Source organism: Streptomyces sp. MS191 (genome assembly GCF_008042125.1).
Lineage (GTDB): Bacteria > Actinomycetota > Actinomycetes > Streptomycetales > Streptomycetaceae > Streptomyces.
Genome location: NZ_RDBI01000040.1, coordinates 2,532,824 through 2,550,714, shown reverse-complemented (window position 1 = coordinate 2,550,714; position 17,891 = coordinate 2,532,824). Strand labels below are relative to the sequence as shown.

The window sequence follows — 17,891 nt, the reverse complement described above, 5'->3', positions numbered from 1 at the left end:
GGGTCGGTGTGGAGCTTCGGGTGTGGGCCGTTTGTTCTGATCTTGGTCCGTGGGGGAAAGTTTTTCTCCCCCACAGCCCGTGGATGGAAAACCCGCAGGTCAGCCCGGTGTGACAGGGGTGCTTATGAGTTTGTCCACATGGCTGTCCCCCGGTCCGTGCACAGGTTCTGCGGAGTTCTCCACAGCATCTGGTCCTTCACCCACAGGCCCTGTGGATAACCAGATTGGCTGACGGTGCCCGCGGGCCTACCGTGGTCCGGCGCCCGACGCGCCAGAAGCGGAGTCAAAGCCTCTTGTTTGTCCGAGCCGTGGCGTAAGAAAGAGTGGCACGGCAACGTCCGCGGAGCGGACGGGAGGAGGTGGCTCGTGAGCATTCCCGAGCCTTTGGACGACCCCTGGGCGGACAGCGGACCGAGCGACCGGCTGCCCGTGACCCGCCCCCGTGGCGAGGCCCGTGGACGCGGTCGAGGCCGTGAGGACCAGCACGACCGGGGCAGCGACTCCGGCCCCTGGGACGGTGGGCTCTCCGGCTTCGAGCGGGTGCCCCCGCAGGACCTGGACGCCGAGCAGTCCGTCCTCGGCGGCATGCTGCTGTCCAAGGACGCCATCGCGGACGTCGTGGAGATCATCAAGGGCCACGACTTCTACAAGCCGGCCCACGAGACGGTCTACGCGGCGATCCTCGACCTGTACGCCAAGGGCGAGCCGGCCGACCCGATCACGGTCGGCGCCGAGCTCACCAAGCGTGGCGAGATCACCCGCGTCGGCGGTGCGTCGTACCTGCACACCCTCGTCCAGTCGGTGCCGACCGCCGCCAACGCCTCCTACTACGCGGAGATCGTCCACGAGCGGGCCGTGCTGCGCCGCCTCGTGGAGGCCGGCACCAAGATCACGCAGATGGGCTACGCCGCCGACGGCGACGTCGACGAGATCGTGAACTCCGCCCAGGCGGAGATCTACGCGGTCACCGAGCAGCGGACCACCGAGGACTATCTGCCGCTCGGCGACATCATGGAGGGCGCACTCGACGAGATCGAGGCGATCGGGTCCCGCAGCGGTGAGATGACCGGCGTGCCCACCGGATTCACCGACCTCGACCAGCTCACCAATGGTCTGCACCCCGGCCAGATGATCATCATCGCGGCCCGGCCCGCCATGGGTAAGTCCACGCTCGCGCTGGACTTCGCCCGGGCCTGCTCCATCAAGCACAACCTGCCCAGCGTCATCTTCTCCCTCGAAATGGGCCGCAACGAGATCGCCATGCGCCTGCTCTCGGCGGAGGCCCGCGTCGCGCTGCACCACATGCGCTCGGGCACGATGACCGACGAGGACTGGACCCGGCTGGCCCGCCGGATGCCCGACGTCTCCCAGGCCCCGCTGTACATCGACGACTCGCCGAACCTGTCGATGATGGAGATCCGCGCCAAGTGCCGTCGCCTCAAGCAGCGCAACGGCCTCAAGCTCGTGGTCATCGACTACCTCCAGCTGATGCAGTCGGGCGGCTCCAAGCGGCAGGAGAGCCGTCAGCAGGAAGTCTCGGACATGTCGCGAAACCTCAAGCTCCTGGCCAAGGAGCTGGAGCTGCCGGTGATCGCGCTCTCGCAGCTGAACCGTGGACCCGAGCAGCGCACGGACAAGAAGCCGATGGTCTCCGACCTCCGTGAGTCCGGCTCCATCGAGCAGGATGCGGACATGGTGATCCTGCTGCACCGCGAGGACGCCTACGAGAAGGAGTCACCGCGCGCGGGCGAGGCGGACATCATCGTCGGCAAGCACCGTAACGGTCCGACCGCGACGATCACCGTGGCCTTCCAGGGCCACTACTCCCGCTTCGTGGACATGGCCCAGACCTGACCGGCCGATGCGCCCGCCAGGGACGCACTGCGCCGCGAGCGAAATGTGGTCGACGCCGACGTGGGCGGAGCGTTGGATCGGACCATGACCTCATTCCTCGAAGCCCTGCTCCCGAGCACGGAACGGGCGCTGCTCCACCGTGTCGCCGTCGCCCAGTCCGAAGGGCGGTCGCCGTCCTTCGTCGGCGCGATCGCCCGTGACGGGAAGCTGGTGTGGAGCGGGGCGCGCACCTGTGTCGAGGGCCATGCGCCGGACGCCGACACGCAGTACCGGATCGGCTCACTCACCAAGGTGTTCACCGCGGTTCTGGTGATGCGGCTGCGGGACGAGGGACTCCTCGATCTGAACGACGCGCTGGCGAAGCACCTCGTGGAGTCCGAACTCGGCCCGGGAGTGGGCGAGGTGACCATCGCACAGCTCCTCGGTCACAGCGCGGGGCTCGGAGCGGAGACGCCCGCCCCGTGGTGGGAGCGTACGCCCGGGACGGTGCGGCCGGAGCTGGCCGACGTCCTCGGCAAGGAACCCTTCCGGTATCCGGCGGGGCGCCGGCACCACTACTCCAACCCCGGCTACACGCTGCTGGGTTCGCTGGTCGAGGCGATCCGCGGGGTGTCCTGGGAGGCGGCGCTGCACGCGGAGATCCTGGAGCCCCTCGGCATGCGGCGGACGACCGTGCAGCCGGTCGCCCCGCACGCCGGCGGCTGGGCCGTGCACCCCTGGGCCGATGTGATGCTGCCCGAACCGTCCGAGGACCTGGGGCTGATGGCACCGGCCGGTCAGCTCTGGTCGACCGCCGAGGACCTGTGCCGGTTCGCCGGATTCCTCGCACAGGGCGACGACCGTGTCCTGAGCGCCGCCTCCGTGGAGGAGATGCGGGAACCCGCCGCGGCCCCCGGCGTCGGTGACTGGACGGGTGGCTACGGTCTCGGCCTGCAGTTGGTGCGGCGGAACGGCCGGACGCTGATCGGGCACACCGGCTCGTTGCCGGGCTTCGTCGCCTGCCTCTGGGTGGATGTGGAGGAAGGGGTGGCGGCCGTGGCACTGGCGAACGCCACCTCGGGTCCGCTGACCGGCACGGTGGCCGCCGATCTCGTACGGATCGTGGCCGATGCCGAGCCCCGGTTCCCGGAGCCGTGGCGGCCCTTGCCGCAGGCGGAGGTCGACCAGGATCTGCTCGCTCTGACCGGTCCCTGGTACTGGGGCACCTACGCGTACGGCCTGCGGCTGGAGGCGGGGCGGAGCGTCAGCCTGGAGCCGCTCACCGGCGCCGGGCGCAGTGCCCGGTTCCGCGCGCTGCCCGAGGGCGGCTGGATCGGCCTGGACGGGTACTACGCGGGCGAGACGCTGCGCGTCGTGCGACGGCCGGACGGCTCGGTGAGCCACCTCGATCTCGCTTCCTTCGTCTTCACCCGCGAGCCGTACGAGCAGGGCGAGGCGGTTCCCGGAGGGGTGGACGCAGCGGGCTGGCGCGGCCTCTGACCGGGCTGTTTCACGTGAAACGGGCCCCGGGACATCCCTGGGGCCCGCTGTCGGGGTGGGCCGGCTCAGAGGCTGAGCTTGAACCCGAGATGGGACGCCTCGAAGCCGAGCCGCTCGTAGAAACGGTGCGCGTCGGTGCGGGTGGCATCGGAGGTCAGCTGTACCAGTCGGCAGTCCTGGCGGCGGGATTCCTCGACGGCCCACTCCATCAGCCGGCTGCCGAGCCCGCTGCCGCGCTCCTCGGAGTGGATACGGACGCCTTCGATGATCGACCGGGTCGAGCCGCGACGGGAGAGCCCCGGGATGATCGTGAGCTGAAGCGTCCCCACGACCTTTTCTCCGCGCACGGCCACGACCAGGTGCTGGTTCGGGTCCCGGGCGAGCCGTTCGAAGGCCACCGTGTACGGGGTGAGGTCATCGGGGGACTCCCGCTGAGCACCGAGGGGGTCATCCGCCAGCATGGCGACGATCGCCGCGAGGTCGCCCGCGGTGGCGGAGCGTATCTGAAGATCGTTCATGGAGCGCAGGCTACGCCTCGGTCGTGCGGGGCCCGAGAAGATCGCCTGGACAGCCCTTAGGCCGGGATGCTCAGGCCTTCGACGACGCGGACCAGGGGAGCGAGCTCCGGGTTCTCCGACGCCTGGTCCAGGGCTTCGCGCAGGGCGCCGTCGTTCGTGGGCCGGGCCTCTTCGAGCAGCTTGAGGCCGGCTTCCGTGACGTCGGTGTAGATGCCGCGGCGGTCGGTGGCGCAGAGGTACCGGGTGAGCAGGCCGCGGTCCTCCAGGCGGGTCACGAGCCGGGTGGTGGCGCTCTGGCTGAGCACGACGGCGTCGGCGACCTGCTTCATCTGCAGGTGTCCACCGGGGCCGCTGTGCTGGCGGCTGAGGACGTCGAGAAGCGAGTACTCGCGCATGCTGAGCCCGTGGCGCGATTCCAGGGCGCGTTCGATGTGGGATTCGATCCGGCCGTGCAGCAGCGAGAGGGCGCACCAGCCCTGGGAGAGGGCGGTGAGTGCAGGGTCGGTCGCGGTCATGGTCTCTCCTCTGTCCGGAGCTGCTCCTCCCAGAGTAGACGATGACCGCAATAGTCCGCGTCTGCAATCAAATGGCCGTTAGCCCGCTGCCACCGTCAGGGGTGCGAACCGGCGGGTCCAGTCGCCCGGAAGGCCCGGGATGGAGCGCGTCATCACCGCGTTGAAGGCGATCGGGGCGAGGCCGTTCGCCTTCAGCCAGTCCAGCAGGGAGGTGTGGCGCACGTCGATGTCCGTGCGCAGCGGTCGGTCCGTGGCCGCGGCCAGCGAGGCGACCAGGGCCTGCGCGGTGGCCGGCTCGCGGGCGATCAGCGGGCCGATGACGTGGGTGTCCATGTTCGGCCATGCCGCCGCGAAGCCGGTGATCTCGCCGTTCTCCTCGGCGACCCGCAGCTGATCGGCGAAGGCGGGGAGGCGAGTGATCATGTGGGTGCGGTCGAGGCCGAACACCTCGCGGTCCAGGCGCAGGATCGCCGGGAGGTCCTCGGCGGTGGCCGGCCGGGTCGGCACGTCGGGCACGGGCTCCGTCGGGGTGAAGTGGCCGCGGATCATCTCGGCCCGGCCGGTCTGGGCGAAGCCCAGCTCTTCGTAGAGCGGCTGCCCGTTCGGCGTGGCGTGCAGGGTGAGCGGCATGTCTCCGGACAGCTCCAGCACATGGCGCATCAGTCGGCGCCCGACGCCCTGACGGGCGCAGCGTTCGGCGACCAGGACCATGCCGATGGCGGCCAGGTCGGGGCCGTACGAGGTGACCACGCAGGCGGCGATCAGGCCCTTGCCGGTGGGGTCGTCGATGCCGTAGCCCGTCCCCGCGCTGAGCAGGAGGCCCCACTTGTGCTCCTCGCGTGGCCACCCCCGGTCCTCGGAGAGGTCGGCGCAGGCGAGCAGGTCGCCGGTGTCGAGAAGCCGGATGGGGAGCTGGTCGAGCGCGGTGAGCGAGGTCGGCATGACGGTCAGGCTGTCTGACGTGCGGGTCGACCGTCCAGTGTTTTTCGTGAATCCCCCGCTTGTCGCAGACGACGGCCGCGTCGGGTCAGCCCCCAGGGCTTGAGGACCGAGATCGCCGTCATGAAGAGATAGGCCGTGGTGGACACCGCCGGGGCGGCCACGAGACTGGCGTCCGGCACCCCGGCCGCTGCCGCGTGCCCGATCTCCGGGCGCAGCGCGAACACGGTCGCGGCTGCCGTGGCCATGGTGATCCAGAACTTGATCCAGACCCACCGATGCCGGGCCAGCCCCCAGGGGGTGCCCAGCGAGAGCACGAGGCCGCTCACGAGCGTCACCACCGCGATCGGCGCCAGCAGCCAGTCCGCGAACACCTTCATCGCTCGGTAGGCGGCTTCCGTCAGTGAGGCGTCGCTTGTCGTGAAAGCCGCGACGCCGAGCGCCAGCAGTCCCACGCTGAGCCCGAGCCATGCCACGGAGACGGAGACATGGACGACCAGGAGTGCCCGCCGAGCGGGACGTCGGAGATGTTTCACGTGAAACACCGTGCCCGTCCGTTCGCGCTCTCCGCGTCTGACCGGGGGAGTAACCGCACGTACTAGCCTCGGCGTATATGAAGACTCTCACCGGCAGGGGCAGACTCCACCTTTTCGATCTCGACGGCACTCTGATCCGGGGATCGGCCGCCGCCGTGGAGATCTCCCGCCAGCTCGGGGTGAGCGAGGAGATCGCCGCGTTGGAGAGGGACTTCCTGCTGCGCGGTCTGTCGCCGGACGAGTTCGCCGTGCAGGCCCACGCGCTCTGGTCCGCGCTCACACCCGAGCAGGTCACGGCCGCCTTCGAGGGCGCTCCCTGGCTGAGCGGTATTCGGGAGGTCTGGGCGGACATCCGGTCGCAGGGAGGCCGCTGTGCGGTGATCTCCCTCTCGCCGGACTTCTTCGTGGAACGGCTGCTGGACTGGGGAGCCGATTCCGCCCACGGATCCCGGTGGCCCGCTGTGCCCTTCACCCAGCCCATTCACCGTCCCGGCATTCTCAATGCCGCGGCCAAGGTGACGATCGCGCGCCGGCTCTGCGTCGAATACGGAGTGACCTTCGAGTCCTGCGTCGCCTACGGGGACTCGATGTCCGACGCGGAGCTTTTCGCGGCGGTGCCGTTGACGGTGGCGGTGAATGCCGATCACCATCTCGCCGGGCTCTCCCGCCACAGCTATGCGGGATCCGATCTCCGCGAGGCGTACGCGCTGGTGCGGGAAAACGCCGAGGGAGACCTCTCGTCCCCATGAGGTCGAAAGCAAAGTAAAGACAGTAGCCGCAGTCAGGGGGCGAATGCCCGGGAATTCCACTTTCTGTCCGAAGCGGCGTCGGGAACTGTCATGCTGCGTCGACAACAGCCCGTTGCGCGAGGCGAGGCACACGATGGATGCTCCGACCACCACGTCAGCCGCTGAGGACCACGACGCGGACGACAACACGGACGACGACGCCGACGCACTTCCCCGGATACCTTCGGGTCCTTCTCCCGACGCGATCCAGATCCGCCGCACCCTGGCCGAGATCGGACCCGTCGCCGACCGGGTGACGTCGTACTTCTACGCGCTGCTCTTCGTCCGGCATCCCGAGCTGCGCTCGATGTTCCCCGCCGCGATGGACGCCCAGCGCGATCGCCTGCTCAAGGCTCTGCTGACCGCGGCCGAGCACCTGGACAACGCCCCGGTCCTCACCGAGTACCTCCAGCACCTGGGGCGCGGGCACCGCAAGTACGGCACCCTGCCGACGCACTATCCGGCCGTCGGGGAGGCCCTGATCGGGGCCCTGATCAGGTACGCCACGACGACCTGGAACGACGAGGCCCAGGCGGCGTGGATCCGGACGTACACCACGATCTCGCAGATCATGATCGACGCAGCGGCCGACGACGAGCGGAAGGCACCACCCTGGTGGCATGCCGAGGTCGTCTCGCACGATCTGCGGACGCCCGACATCGCGGTGATCACCCTGCGCCCCGAGCAGCCGTATCACTTCGTCGCCGGCCAGTACACGACGCTGGAGACCCCGTGGTGGCCGCGTGTGTGGCGGCACTACTCCTTCGCCACCGCCCCGCGGCCCGACGGGCTGCTCTCCCTTCACGTCAAGGCGGTCCCCGCCGGCTGGGTCTCCAACGCGCTGGTGCACCACGCCCGCCCCGGGGACGTGCTGCGGCTCGGCCCGCCCGCGGGCTCCATGACGGTCGACCACTCCACCGACAACGGCCTGCTCTGCCTCGGCGGGGGCACGGGCATCGCCCCCATCAAGGCGCTCGTCGAGGACGTCGCCGAGCACGGGGACCGGCGACCCGTCGAGGTCTTCTACGGGGCACGCAGCGGCCACGACCTCTACGACATCGACACGATGATGCGGCTCCAGAGGACCTTTCCATGGCTCTCGGTGCGCCCGGTCACCGAGGACCAGGGGCGCCTGCCGGAGGCCGTGTGCCGGTACGGCCCGTGGAACGAGTACGACGCCTATCTCTCGGGGCCGCCCGGCATGATCCGCAGCGGGATCGACGCGCTGAGGCGCATCGGCATGCCCCCCGACCGGATTCGTCACGACTCCCTGGAGGACCTGGTGGCCGTCGGCGGCGCCTAGGGGGCGTCCTGCCGATCTTGCCGGCTCCCGCCTGATCGACAAGGCACCCCCAAGGGGGCGTCCTGTCCGGGCGGTCTTCTCGGGCCCGCGACGACGGACCCTGGTCTTCCGGGCGTCGGCCGGCGGTCAGCCCAGGTCGGGGGCGTGCATCGCGCGGACGCCCTCGATGTTGCCGTCGAGGTAGTGCCGCAGGGAGAGCGGTACGAGATGGACGGCCGCGATACCGACCCGGCTGAACGGCACCCGGACGATCTCGTACTCACCACACGGTTCGTCGATCTCGGGGCCGTGCCGCAGAGAGGGATCCAACGAGTCGAGCCGGCAGACGAAGAAGTGCTGGACCTTCACGCCCGACACACCGCCGTCGACGATGTGCTCGACGGTGTCCACGAAGCAGGGGACCACATCGGTGATCTTGGCGCCGAGCTCCTCGTGCACCTCGCGGTGCAGGGCCTCGACGACCGTGGTGTCCGAGGACTCGACCCCGCCACCGGGCGTCACCCAGTAGGGATCCACCCCCGGCTTGGTCCGCTTGATGAGGATGAGGTCGTTTCCATCGAGCAGGATGGCGCGTGCGGTGCGCTTGACCACAGGACGTTCGGTCATGGGAAGAAAATGGCCCGCATCCGGCGTCCTGAAACTCACCAGCCCCCGGCGGCCCGCAGGAGACACTCGTGCGCCCGCGCCAGCGGCGCCAGAGCGAGGGTTCCGGTACGGACGGCCAGGAAGTACGTCCGCAACGGCGGAACCGGCGGATCGAGCAGCGCCACCAGGCGGCCCCGCTCCAGCGACTCCTCGCACAGATACCGCGGCAGCACGGCGAGCCCGGCGCCGGCGGCGGCCGACTCCAGGACCGCCCGCAGGTCGGGGGCGATGACGGTGGCCGCGGTGGCCGGCTTCGTCTCGAAGACTTCCGCCCAGTAGCGGGAGACGAACGGCAGCGACTCGTGCACCTCCACCACCGGAAGCTGCTCCAGGACCACCGCTCCCTTCCGCAGGAGTACCTCCGGCGCGAGCCGGGCGGCCCAGCGCGGAGCGGCGACCAGGACGTGCTCCTCGTCGCAGAGCGGAGTCGACGTGAGCAGTCCGCCGCGAGGACGGGCCGTCGCGATGGCCAGATCGTGATGCCCGGCGGCGAGCCCGTCGAGGACCTCGTCGGCGTTCCCGAGGAAGGAGACCCGCACGGAGAGCCCTTGGGAGACCAGCGCGGTGAGGGCCGGSAGGGSGCGGAGCGAGGTGAACTCAGGTGGCCCGGCCAGATGGAGGGTCCGCGTCCCGCTCGCCTCCTCCTGACCGGTCCCGGCGATCTCGACCAGCGCGTCCAGATGCGGGGCGGCCCGGTGGGCGAGCTCGTCGCCGATGGTGGTGGGCGTGACCCCGCGGGCCTGCCTGAGGAAGAGCGGGCGCCCGAGCTGCCGCTCCAGCGTGCGGATCTGGCTGGTCACGGCGGGCTGGGAGAGGCCGAGCAGTGCCGCGGCGCGGGTGAAGGAGCCGGCCCGGTGCACCGCGACGAACGTGCGCAGCAGGGCGAGATCCATGTCCGCCCCCTCCCGGCCGTGCGGCCGTTCGACTCAGGCGGTCGACTGACGGCGCCTCAGGACCGTCCAACTATAAATAAGTCGATAGGCCGCTGTCGCTACCGTGATTGGACACTGACGCAGAGTCAACTAGCCTTGTGCAGGCGGTTCTCCGCGCGTGGAACCGGGGCGTTCCGAGCCATGAGGGGGGAGGCTCGGAGCGTCCCGTTCCGTCCTGCGCGGACTCTGTCCGCGCAGGACCGGATCAGCCGGCGGCCTCGTCGAGAGCCCGCATCACGTCCGCGATCAGGTCCTCCGCGTCCTCCGCGCCGACCGAGAAGCGGACGAAGCCCTCCGGGACGGAGTCACCGCCCCAGCGCCCGCGTCGCTCGGCCGTGGACCGCACACCGCCGAAGCTGGTGGCGTCGTCCACGAGACGCAGTCCCCCGAGGAGGCGCTCCGCCGCGGCCTTGTCCGGCAGCACGAAGGACACCACGGGCCCGAAGCGCCGCATCTGGGACGCCGCCACCGTGTGCGAGGGGTCGCCGGGGAGCCCGGGGTAGCGCAGTCCGGTCACGTCCTCGCGCTTGGAGAGGGCCTCCGCGAGCGCCAGGGCGGTGGTGCACTGCCGGTCGATCCGGAGCTGGAGCGTGGCCAGGGAGCGGTGGGCGAGCCAGGCTTCCATCGGGCCGGGGATGGCGCCGACGATCTTGCGCCAGCGGCGCACCTCGGCCGCGCGCTGCGGGTCGCGGCAGCTGACGTGCCCGAGGAGGACGTCGCCGTGGCCGGTCATCCCCTTGGTGTCGCTGGCGACGGAGAAGTCCGCGCCCAGCAGGAGGGGGCGCTGGCCGAGCGGTGTGGCCAGGGTGTTGTCGACCGCGACGAGCGCTCCCGCCTCGTGCGCCGCGTCGACGAGGCGGCGGATGTCGCAGACGTCCAGGCCGGGGTTCGAGGGCGTCTCGATCCACAGCAGCCGCGCCCCCTGGAGCTCGGACAGCTGCGCGTCGCCCGCGGTCGGCGCGGTGCGGACCTCGATCCCGTACGCCCGCAGCTGCTCGTGGACCAGTGGCAGTGCCTGGTAGCCGTCGGAGGGGACGACGACCGTGTCGCCGGCCTTGAGCTGGGAGAAGAGGACGGCGGAGATCGCGGCCATCCCCGAGGCGAAGACGAGTGTCTCGACCTCCGGCTCCCCCGGCGCCTCCAGTTCCCCGATGGCGCGTTCCAGGTGGGTCCAGGTCGGGTTCTCGTCCCGCCCGTAGGTGTAGGGGCCGGTGGGGTCGCCCGGCAGGTGGAAGTGGGCGGCGAAGACCGGCCCCGGGAGGGTCGGCTCGTACTTCACCGGCTCGGGCAGGCCCGCCCGTACCGCCCGGGTCCCGTCGCCGAGCGTGCGCCCGCCGTCCGTCGCGTCCGTGTTCATACCGCGCGTTCCTCCATGCTCTCGCGTACCGCGGCGAGGAGTCCCTCGCTCGCCGCCTCCACCATCTCCAGGCATTCCTCGAAGTCTGCCGTGCCGCCGTAGTAGGGGTCGGGGACGTCGAGGCCGTCGGCCACCGGGTCGTAGGAGCGCAGCAGCCTCACCTTGGCCGCGTCCCGCGGCGTCGGGGCGAGCCGCCGCAGGTCCCGCAGGTGCTCCTCGTCCAGGGCGATGACGAGATCGAGCGCCGGGAACCAGGCGGAGCGGAACCTGCGGGCGGTGTGCGCGGTGGGATAGCCGTGTTCCTCGAGGACGGCGACGGTGCGCGGATCCGCGCCGGCCCCCTCGTGCCAGCCGCCGGTGCCCGCACTGTCGATCTCCACCGCGTCGGCCAGGCCGGCCTCCTCCACGCGGGCGCGGAAGACGGACTCGGCCATGGGCGAGCGGCAGATGTTGCCGGTGCAGACGAAGCAGACGCGGTAGGTCATGTCGCTCAGTCCCCGTCGGGCAGAACGACGTTGAGGGCCCAGGACACGAGGGAGATGATCAGGCCGCCGAGGACGGCGGTCCAGAAGCCCTCGACATGGAAGCTGAGGTCGAACTGCTCGGCCAGCCAGGACGTGAGCAGCAGCATCAGGGCGTTGACCACCAGGGTGATCAGGCCCAGCGTCACTATGAACAAGGGGAGCGTGAACAGCTTCACGACCGGCTTGACCACGATGTTGACGAGGCCGAAGACCAGGGCGACGAGGATCAGCGTCCACGCCTTCTTGGCGGTGCTGTCACCGGTCAGGGTGATGTCCTGGAGAAGCCAGATGGCGACCGCCAGGGCGCCCGCGTTGGCGAGCGTCTTGACTACGAAATTCATCATGTGTCTGATCGTGGCAGACATGATCGAGCCAAGGCAGGGGCGAACGGGCATGAAGGCATTCCGGCTGGACGAACTGGAGGCGGAGCGCGCCGCCAACGACGGCGCCTACCTCCAGTTCCTGCGCGAACGGAACATGTCGGTCGGTCTGTACGCGCTGGACGCCGGCACGCTCGACCCGCAGCAGCCGCACGCTCAGGACGAGGTGTACTTCGTGGTCAGCGGCCGGGCCGCGATCACGGTCGGGACCGAGACCACGCAGGTGGCGCGGGGCAGTGTGGTCTACGTGCCGGCGGGGGTGGCCCACAAGTTCCACCACATCACGGAGGACCTCCGGGTCATGGTGGTGTTCTCGCCGCCGGAGGGCTGACCGCGAGACCGCCGGCGGCGGGCGGTGGCCCTCACGTACCCCGGGGCTCCCTTCCCCAGACACCCCCTAGGGGGCGGATCAGGGGAGTTCAAGGGCTGCGGGGCCCCCGCGCACCGTGGTGCCGCCCCTAGCATCGGAGGTGTTCGGTGCAGAGCGCGCGGGACGGACTCTTCGGAGATGAGGTTGGGACAATGGCCGTCAAGGAGCTGCTCGCGGGGATGCCCTGGTGGGTGAAGTGGGTCGCCATACCCCTGATCGCCCTGCTCGTCTTCGGCGGACTGATCACCAGCATCGCCATGTTCGTGATCGGCCTGCTGTTCAAGGTGCTGGTCTTCGTCGCCCTGGTCGGCGGACTGATCTACGTCGTACGGAAGTTCACCTCGTCCTCGACGTCGCGCGAGGACTGGTAGCAGCAGCCATCCACCGGTTCGGACCTGCCGTCGGGCATTAGCCCGGCCGAGGGAACGCGCAGGTCGAAACCGGGTGGAGGTCCTGGGGCTGCCATTAGAGTGGAATTCCTCTGCCGCCCCGGGGAAATCAGGTGTAGACCTCCACGCCGACCAGCGATTTCCACCCGTTCCGGGCAGGTCCGTTGACGGGACCCCACCGGTTTTCCAGGCCGCGGCGGGCGCGCGGGGGCGGCCCCCGCGGGCGGGTGCAGGGCGCCCGTCGACTCGCCTGGGGGTGACCTTTGGCCACGGCTTCGCATTCCGCAGCTCCAACCCTGATCGGCTCGGTGCAGCGCGCGCTGAGACTTCTGGAGGCCGTCGGCTCCCACGAGGACGGAGCTCCGGCCAAACAGCTCGCGCGCGAGGCGGGTCTCCCGCTTCCCACCGCGTACCACCTGCTCCGCACCCTGACGCACGAGGGCTATCTGCGCCGCGAGAAGGGTGTGTTCGTCTTCGGCGACGCGGCCGGTCGGCTGGCCGGTGGGGGAGTTCTGCAGAATCGTCGCACCAAGATCGAGGACTCTCTCGCGCACTGGCGTGACGAGATCGGCGTCCCGGTCTACTTCGCCATCTACCGCGAGGGTGAGATCGAACTCGTCGCCGTCGCCGACACTCCCGCCGCCCCCGCGGTCGCCGAATGGGCGGATTTCCGCGAGACCGGTCACGCTCATGCGATCGGTCAGTGCCTGCTGAGTCAACTCGATCTGAGAAGTCGTCAAGACCACCTCGATCGCCACCCCGTCGAAACCATCACTCCGTATACGGTGCGTAACCGCCCGGCCCTTTTGGAGCGTTTGGGCGGTATGGGGCGCATGGAACCCCTGGTGGAGCGTCAGGAATATGCGCTCGGCACGGTCTGCGCCGCCATCCCCATCACCGCGGGGTCCACGGCCGCCGCGATGGCCATTTCCCTGCCCCTTCACCAGGAAGAACGGTTGCTGCCCGCAGTCGACCGACTACGCAACGAGATCGGAAAGCTCTTCAGCTCGTTCGCGTTCTCTATCAGTATCTGAAAAATCACTCCTTGTGATCTGCTAGCGCGTACAGCACGATTGCGTCAAGAGGGCCATGAGGGATCATTCCTGGCCGTTTTGATCACAGCTTTCAGCAGCCGTGTTTACACAACTGCTCCATCTACTGCGGGGTACATGATGCGAGAGTCGGTTCAGGCCGAGGTCCTGATGAGCTTCCTCGTCTCCGAGGAGCTCTCCTTCAGAATCCCGGTGGAACTGCGATACGAGACCCGGGATCCCTACGCGGTGCGGATGACCTTCCACCTTCCCGGAGACGCCCCGGTGACCTGGGCGTTCGGCCGGGAGCTGCTGCTCGACGGGATCAACGGAGCGAGTGGCGACGGCGACGTCCACATCGCCCCGACCGACCCCGAGGGACTGTCGGACGTCACCATCCGGCTCCAGGTCGGCAGCGACCGGGCGCTGTTCCGCGCCAGCGCTCCGCCGCTGGTCGCCTTCCTCGACCGCACCGACAAGCTCGTCCCGCTCGGTCAGGAACGGACACTGGGCGACTTCGAGGACAACCTGGAAGCGGCGCTCGGCCGGATCCTGGCGGAGGAGAACGCGGGCTGATCCGCCCGGACCCCGGGCCGGGAGCGGTCCCGGAAACGCTCCCGCAGGCCCGTCGGCGGCGTACGGACGGGTGGGACCGGGAACCACGGTCCGCAGACCCCGTGGTTCCCCGAGAAACCCGGACTCACTTCGCCCGCCGGCGGCGTCCGCCCCGACCGGCCGGCCGCGCCTCGGACGCCCCCTGCCGGTCGGCGGAGACCACCAGTGCCGCGAGGACCGTGGTGACGGGCACCGAGGCGACCAGACCGATCGATCCCACCAGCGTCCGGACGATCTCCTCCGCGACCAGCTCACTGTTGGCCACCATCCCCACGCTGCTCTGCGCGATGGAGAAGAGCAGCAGCAACGGCAGGGCCGCACCGGCGTACGCGAGCACCAGCGTGTTCACCACCGACGCGATGTGGTCCCGTCCGATCCGGATCGCCGCCCGGTACAGCGCCCGCGGACCCATCCGCGGATCGGCCTGGTGCAGTTCCCACACGGCCGACGTCTGGGTCACGGTCACGTCGTCGAGCACGCCCAGCGAACCGATGATGATGCCGGCCAGCAGCAGACCCGACAGGTCGATCTCCGGGTACAGACCGTGGATCAGACCGGTGTTGTCGTCGGTGTTGCCGGTGAGCGACGCCCAGTCGATGAACAGCGAACCCAACAGCCCGATCAGCAACAGGGAGATCAGCGTCCCCAGCACCGCGACCGAGGTGCGGGCCGACAGACCGTGGCAGAGATAGAGGGCGATCAGCATGATCGCGCTGGCCCCCACCACCGCCACGAGCAGCGGATTCGAGCCCTCCAGAATCGCCGGCAGGATGAAGAAGGTCAGGACCACGAAGCTCGCGGCGAGCGCGATGAGCGCCATGACACCGCGCATCCTGCCGACCAGCACGACCGCGATCGCGAAGATCGCGGCGAGTACCGTCAGCGGCACCTTGCGGTTGACGTCGATCACCGAGTACTGCAGATCGCGCGGGGCGTCGGGGGCGTACGCCACGACCACGCCCTGCCCCTCGTCCAACTGCCGCGGCGCGTCCGGCTGCACGATCTCGACGAACCGGCGGCCCGCGTTCACGCCGGTGGTGACCTCGATCGTCGCCTTGCCGCACTCCCCGCGCTGGGAGTCGACCGCCTCGCGCCCTTCGGGCGTGGAGGTGTCGCCGGTCGGCGGGACCTGGGCGGCGTTCACGTCCTTGCAGTCGACCTTCTCGACGGAGACGACCCGCCCCTGCTCGGTCTGCCGGTCGAAGCCGACGCCGGTGCGCTCGTGGGCGGGCGTCCCGCCCGGCCACAGGACCACGAGCCCGACGACGACCGCCGTGGCGAACGGGATCACCACCGCGGCGATCACCTTCCGCAGGTGACGCGAGACCGGAGCGGCCGGACCGTGGGAGTGGGAGTGACCGTGCGCGTGCCCGCCATGGCCACCGCCCGGACCGTCGCCGTGGCCTTCGGGTTCGGGGGTCTGCTGCGAGGAAGTCACCGACAGATCATCGCAAGAACGGCGGGGGCCCACTGTTCAGCACGCCAGGGATGACGCTAGCGTGGTGGCACCTTTGCACACGCGGGAGCTCGGAGCACCGGGCTGAGAGGGCGCTGATCACCGTACGCGCGTACTGACGTACGTACGGGAGGAGGCTGCGCCGACCGCCGAACCTGTTACCGGGTAATGCCGGCGTAGGGAGTAGGTCTCATGACCATTCAGGATGCACGCACGCCTGCCGTCGATCAGGGCGACCAGGACCAGGCCGGCCGCACGCCGGGCTGGCACAAGGGGTACGTCGAGGGCTCGCGTCCCGACCTCCGGGTGCCGGTCCGTCAGGTGCACCTCACCAACGGCAAGGACGTGACGCTCTACGACACGTCCGGCCCGTACACCGACCCCACCGTCGACACCGACGTGCGGCGCGGCCTGCCGCCGCTGCGCGAGAACTGGATCATCGGCCGCGGCGACACGGAGGAGTACGCCGGCCGTCCCGTCCGTCCCGAGGACGACGGCATCAAGCACACCTCGCCGCGCGGCGGGCTGAAGAACCTCGACGCCGTCTTCCCCGGCCGCCCGCGCCAGCCCCGCCGCGGTCGCGACGGCCAGGCCGTCACGCAGCTCGCCTACGCCCGCCGGGGCGAGATCACCCCGGAGATGGAGTACGTCGCGATCCGCGAGAACGTCTCCCCCGAGGTCGTCCGGGAGGAGATCGCCGCGGGTCGCGCGGTGCTCCCGGCCAACGTCAACCACCCGGAGATCGAGCCGATGATCATCGGCAAGCGGTTCCTGGTGAAGGTCAACGCCAACATCGGCAACTCCGCCGTCACCTCCTCCATCGAGGAGGAGGTGGAGAAGATGACCTGGGCCACCAAGTGGGGCGCGGACACGGTCATGGACCTGTCCACCGGCCGCAACATCCACACCACCCGCGAGTGGGTGCTGCGCAACTCCCCCGTCCCGATCGGCACCGTGCCGCTCTACCAGGCGCTGGAGAAGGTCGACGGCCGGGCCGAGGACCTGACCTGGGAGATCTACAAGGACACCGTCATCGAGCAGGCGGAGCAGGGCGTCGACTACATGACGGTGCACGCCGGCGTGCTGCTGCCGTACGTCCCGCTCACCGCCCGCCGCAAGACCGGCATCGTCTCCCGCGGCGGCTCGATCATGGCCGCGTGGTGCCTGGCGCACCACAAGGAGAACTTCCTCTACACGAACTTCGAGGAGCTCTGCGAGATCCTGGCGGCGTACGACGTCACCTACTCGCTGGGCGACGGCCTGCGCCCGGGCTCGATCGCGGACGCCAACGACGAGGCCCAGTTCGCGGAGCTGCGCACCCTCGGCGAGCTGAACACCATCGCCAAGCGCCACAACGTCCAGACGATGATCGAGGGCCCGGGACACGTCCCGATGCACAAGATCAAGGAGAACATCGACCTCCAGCAGGAGATCTGCGAGGAGGCGCCGTTCTACACGCTCGGCCCGCTGACCACGGACGTGGCCCCGGCCTACGACCACATCACCTCGGGCATCGGCGCCGCGATGATCGCCTGGTGGGGCACGGCGATGCTCTGCTACGTCACGCCCAAGGAGCACCTGGGACTGCCCAACCGCGACGACGTGAAGACCGGTGTCATCACGTACAAGATCGCGGCGCACGCGGCCGACCTGGCCAAGGGGCACCCGGGCGCGCAGGAGTGGGACGACGCGCTGTCGGACGCGCGCTTCGAGTTCCGGTGGGAGGACCAGTTCAACCTGGCCCTCGACCCCGACACGGCACGTGAGTTCCACGACGAGACGCTGCCGGCGGAGCCTGCGAAGACCGCGCACTTCTGCTCCATGTGCGGACCCAAGTTCTGCTCCATGAAGATCTCCCAGGACATCCGGCGCGAGCACGGCGGCGATCTCCGGTCCGACGAGATCGAGGCGGGGATGGCGGAGAAGTCCGCGGAGTTCGCGGCCTCGGGCAACCGGGTCTACCTGCCGCTGGCGGACTGACGCCGGGACCGACGACGCACCGGACCCGCGACCCACCGGGGGAGTCGCGGGTCCGGTGCGTGGCGGCGCGCCGGCGGCTCGGAGCCGGTCGCTCCGGCAGGTCGTCCGTGCCGAGCCCGGGGCACTTCGGGGGCTCGGCCCTCCGCCCCGCTCACTCCGGCCGGTGCTCCGGCGGGCCGAAGTCGGGACTGCTGAAGTCCGGGCTGCTGTACGTCGGCCGGGTGCCCGAGGCGCCCTCGCTCGGACTGGAGAAGTCCGGCCCGCTGTAGCCGACCTTCGG

Annotated in this window: 19 protein-coding genes; 9 read left to right on the top strand and 10 right to left on the bottom strand. The window is 69.9% G+C overall.

Annotated features, from left to right (window positions below; translation table 11 throughout):
* The first annotated feature begins 366 nt into the window (after positions 1-366).
* Entirely contained in the window at positions 367-1,854 is a 1,488-nt protein-coding gene (dnaB, locus tag EAO71_RS18775) for a replicative DNA helicase (protein ID WP_147978767.1), read from the top strand.
* Positions 1,855-1,938: 84 nt separating this feature from the next.
* Complete coding sequence (locus EAO71_RS18770; protein WP_147978766.1) at positions 1,939-3,333, top strand: serine hydrolase domain-containing protein; 1,395 nt, start codon at positions 1,939-1,941, stop codon at positions 3,331-3,333.
* A gap of 65 nt (positions 3,334-3,398) precedes the next feature.
* Here the strand turns inward: EAO71_RS18770 and EAO71_RS18765 are convergent, their stop codons facing one another.
* The 4 genes from EAO71_RS18765 to EAO71_RS18750 all read right to left on the bottom strand — a co-directional run bounded on the left by EAO71_RS18765 (position 3,399) and on the right by EAO71_RS18750 (position 5,841).
* Positions 3,399-3,851, bottom strand: coding sequence for a GNAT family N-acetyltransferase (locus EAO71_RS18765; protein WP_147978765.1), 453 nt, complete (start codon positions 3,849-3,851; stop codon positions 3,399-3,401).
* Between the two features lie 56 nt (positions 3,852-3,907).
* Positions 3,908-4,366 (bottom strand): MarR family winged helix-turn-helix transcriptional regulator, encoded by a 459-nt coding sequence (locus tag EAO71_RS18760; protein ID WP_147978764.1) that lies wholly within the window; start codon positions 4,364-4,366, stop codon positions 3,908-3,910.
* 78 nt (positions 4,367-4,444) lie between these two features.
* Positions 4,445-5,308 carry a GNAT family N-acetyltransferase gene (locus EAO71_RS18755; protein ID WP_147978763.1) on the bottom strand — a complete coding sequence of 288 codons (864 nt, stop codon included), beginning with the start codon at positions 5,306-5,308 and terminating at the stop codon, positions 4,445-4,447.
* A 5-nt stretch (positions 5,309-5,313) separates the two neighbouring features.
* The gene (locus tag EAO71_RS18750; RefSeq protein ID WP_147978762.1) at positions 5,314-5,841 is read right to left on the bottom strand and encodes a DUF2269 domain-containing protein; all 528 of its coding nucleotides are present in this window, start codon (positions 5,839-5,841) and stop codon (positions 5,314-5,316) included.
* Between the two features lie 77 nt (positions 5,842-5,918).
* Here EAO71_RS18750 and EAO71_RS18745 point away from each other — a divergent pair, with 77 nt between their 5' ends.
* The gene (locus EAO71_RS18745; protein ID WP_147978761.1) at positions 5,919-6,590 is read left to right on the top strand and encodes an HAD family hydrolase; all 672 of its coding nucleotides are present in this window, start codon (positions 5,919-5,921) and stop codon (positions 6,588-6,590) included.
* Positions 6,591-6,633: 43 nt separating this feature from the next.
* Positions 6,634-7,932, top strand: a complete 1,299-nt coding sequence (locus tag EAO71_RS18740) for a globin domain-containing protein (RefSeq protein WP_315986600.1) — start codon at positions 6,634-6,636, stop codon at positions 7,930-7,932.
* A 126-nt stretch (positions 7,933-8,058) separates the two neighbouring features.
* On the opposite strand, the gene EAO71_RS18735 is transcribed toward EAO71_RS18740, so the two are convergent.
* The 5 genes from EAO71_RS18735 to EAO71_RS18715 all read right to left on the bottom strand — a co-directional run bounded on the left by EAO71_RS18735 (position 8,059) and on the right by EAO71_RS18715 (position 11,734).
* Positions 8,059-8,538, bottom strand: coding sequence for an NUDIX domain-containing protein (locus EAO71_RS18735; protein WP_147978759.1), 480 nt, complete (start codon positions 8,536-8,538; stop codon positions 8,059-8,061).
* 35 nt (positions 8,539-8,573) lie between these two features.
* Positions 8,574-9,470 (bottom strand): LysR family transcriptional regulator, encoded by an 897-nt coding sequence (locus tag EAO71_RS18730; RefSeq protein ID WP_147978758.1) that lies wholly within the window; start codon positions 9,468-9,470, stop codon positions 8,574-8,576.
* A gap of 244 nt (positions 9,471-9,714) precedes the next feature.
* Positions 9,715-10,866: a cystathionine gamma-lyase gene (locus EAO71_RS18725; RefSeq protein WP_147978757.1), complete on the bottom strand. Its 1,152-nt coding sequence runs from the start codon at positions 10,864-10,866 to the stop codon at positions 9,715-9,717.
* A complete protein-coding gene (locus EAO71_RS18720) occupies positions 10,863-11,351 on the bottom strand; it encodes a low molecular weight protein-tyrosine-phosphatase (RefSeq protein ID WP_147978756.1) in 489 nt (162 codons plus the stop codon). Before EAO71_RS18720 ends, EAO71_RS18725 begins: the two co-directional genes overlap by 4 nt.
* Before the next feature lie 5 nt (positions 11,352-11,356).
* The gene (locus EAO71_RS18715; RefSeq protein ID WP_147978755.1) at positions 11,357-11,734 is read right to left on the bottom strand and encodes a phage holin family protein; all 378 of its coding nucleotides are present in this window, start codon (positions 11,732-11,734) and stop codon (positions 11,357-11,359) included.
* A 49-nt stretch (positions 11,735-11,783) separates the two neighbouring features.
* Here EAO71_RS18715 and EAO71_RS18710 point away from each other — a divergent pair, with 49 nt between their 5' ends.
* The 4 genes from EAO71_RS18710 (at position 11,784) to EAO71_RS18695 (ending at position 14,136) form a co-directional block, all read left to right on the top strand.
* Positions 11,784-12,101 carry a cupin domain-containing protein gene (locus tag EAO71_RS18710; RefSeq protein WP_147979385.1) on the top strand — a complete coding sequence of 106 codons (318 nt, stop codon included), beginning with the start codon at positions 11,784-11,786 and terminating at the stop codon, positions 12,099-12,101.
* Positions 12,102-12,292: 191 nt separating this feature from the next.
* On the top strand, positions 12,293-12,511 hold the full coding sequence (locus EAO71_RS18705; RefSeq protein WP_147978754.1) for a DUF5326 family protein: 219 nt from the start codon (positions 12,293-12,295) through the stop codon (positions 12,509-12,511).
* Positions 12,512-12,792: 281 nt separating this feature from the next.
* The gene (locus EAO71_RS18700; protein ID WP_187282706.1) at positions 12,793-13,563 is read left to right on the top strand and encodes an IclR family transcriptional regulator; all 771 of its coding nucleotides are present in this window, start codon (positions 12,793-12,795) and stop codon (positions 13,561-13,563) included.
* 138 nt (positions 13,564-13,701) lie between these two features.
* Positions 13,702-14,136 carry an SsgA family sporulation/cell division regulator gene (locus EAO71_RS18695; RefSeq protein WP_147979383.1) on the top strand — a complete coding sequence of 145 codons (435 nt, stop codon included), beginning with the start codon at positions 13,702-13,704 and terminating at the stop codon, positions 14,134-14,136.
* Between the two features lie 124 nt (positions 14,137-14,260).
* Here the strand turns inward: EAO71_RS18695 and EAO71_RS18690 are convergent, their stop codons facing one another.
* Positions 14,261-15,613, bottom strand: coding sequence for a YibE/F family protein (locus EAO71_RS18690; protein ID WP_399755262.1), 1,353 nt, complete (start codon positions 15,611-15,613; stop codon positions 14,261-14,263).
* A 210-nt stretch (positions 15,614-15,823) separates the two neighbouring features.
* Here EAO71_RS18690 and thiC point away from each other — a divergent pair, with 210 nt between their 5' ends.
* A complete protein-coding gene (thiC, locus tag EAO71_RS18685) occupies positions 15,824-17,611 on the top strand; it encodes a phosphomethylpyrimidine synthase ThiC (RefSeq protein ID WP_147978752.1) in 1,788 nt (595 codons plus the stop codon).
* Positions 17,612-17,891 lie beyond the last annotated feature (280 nt).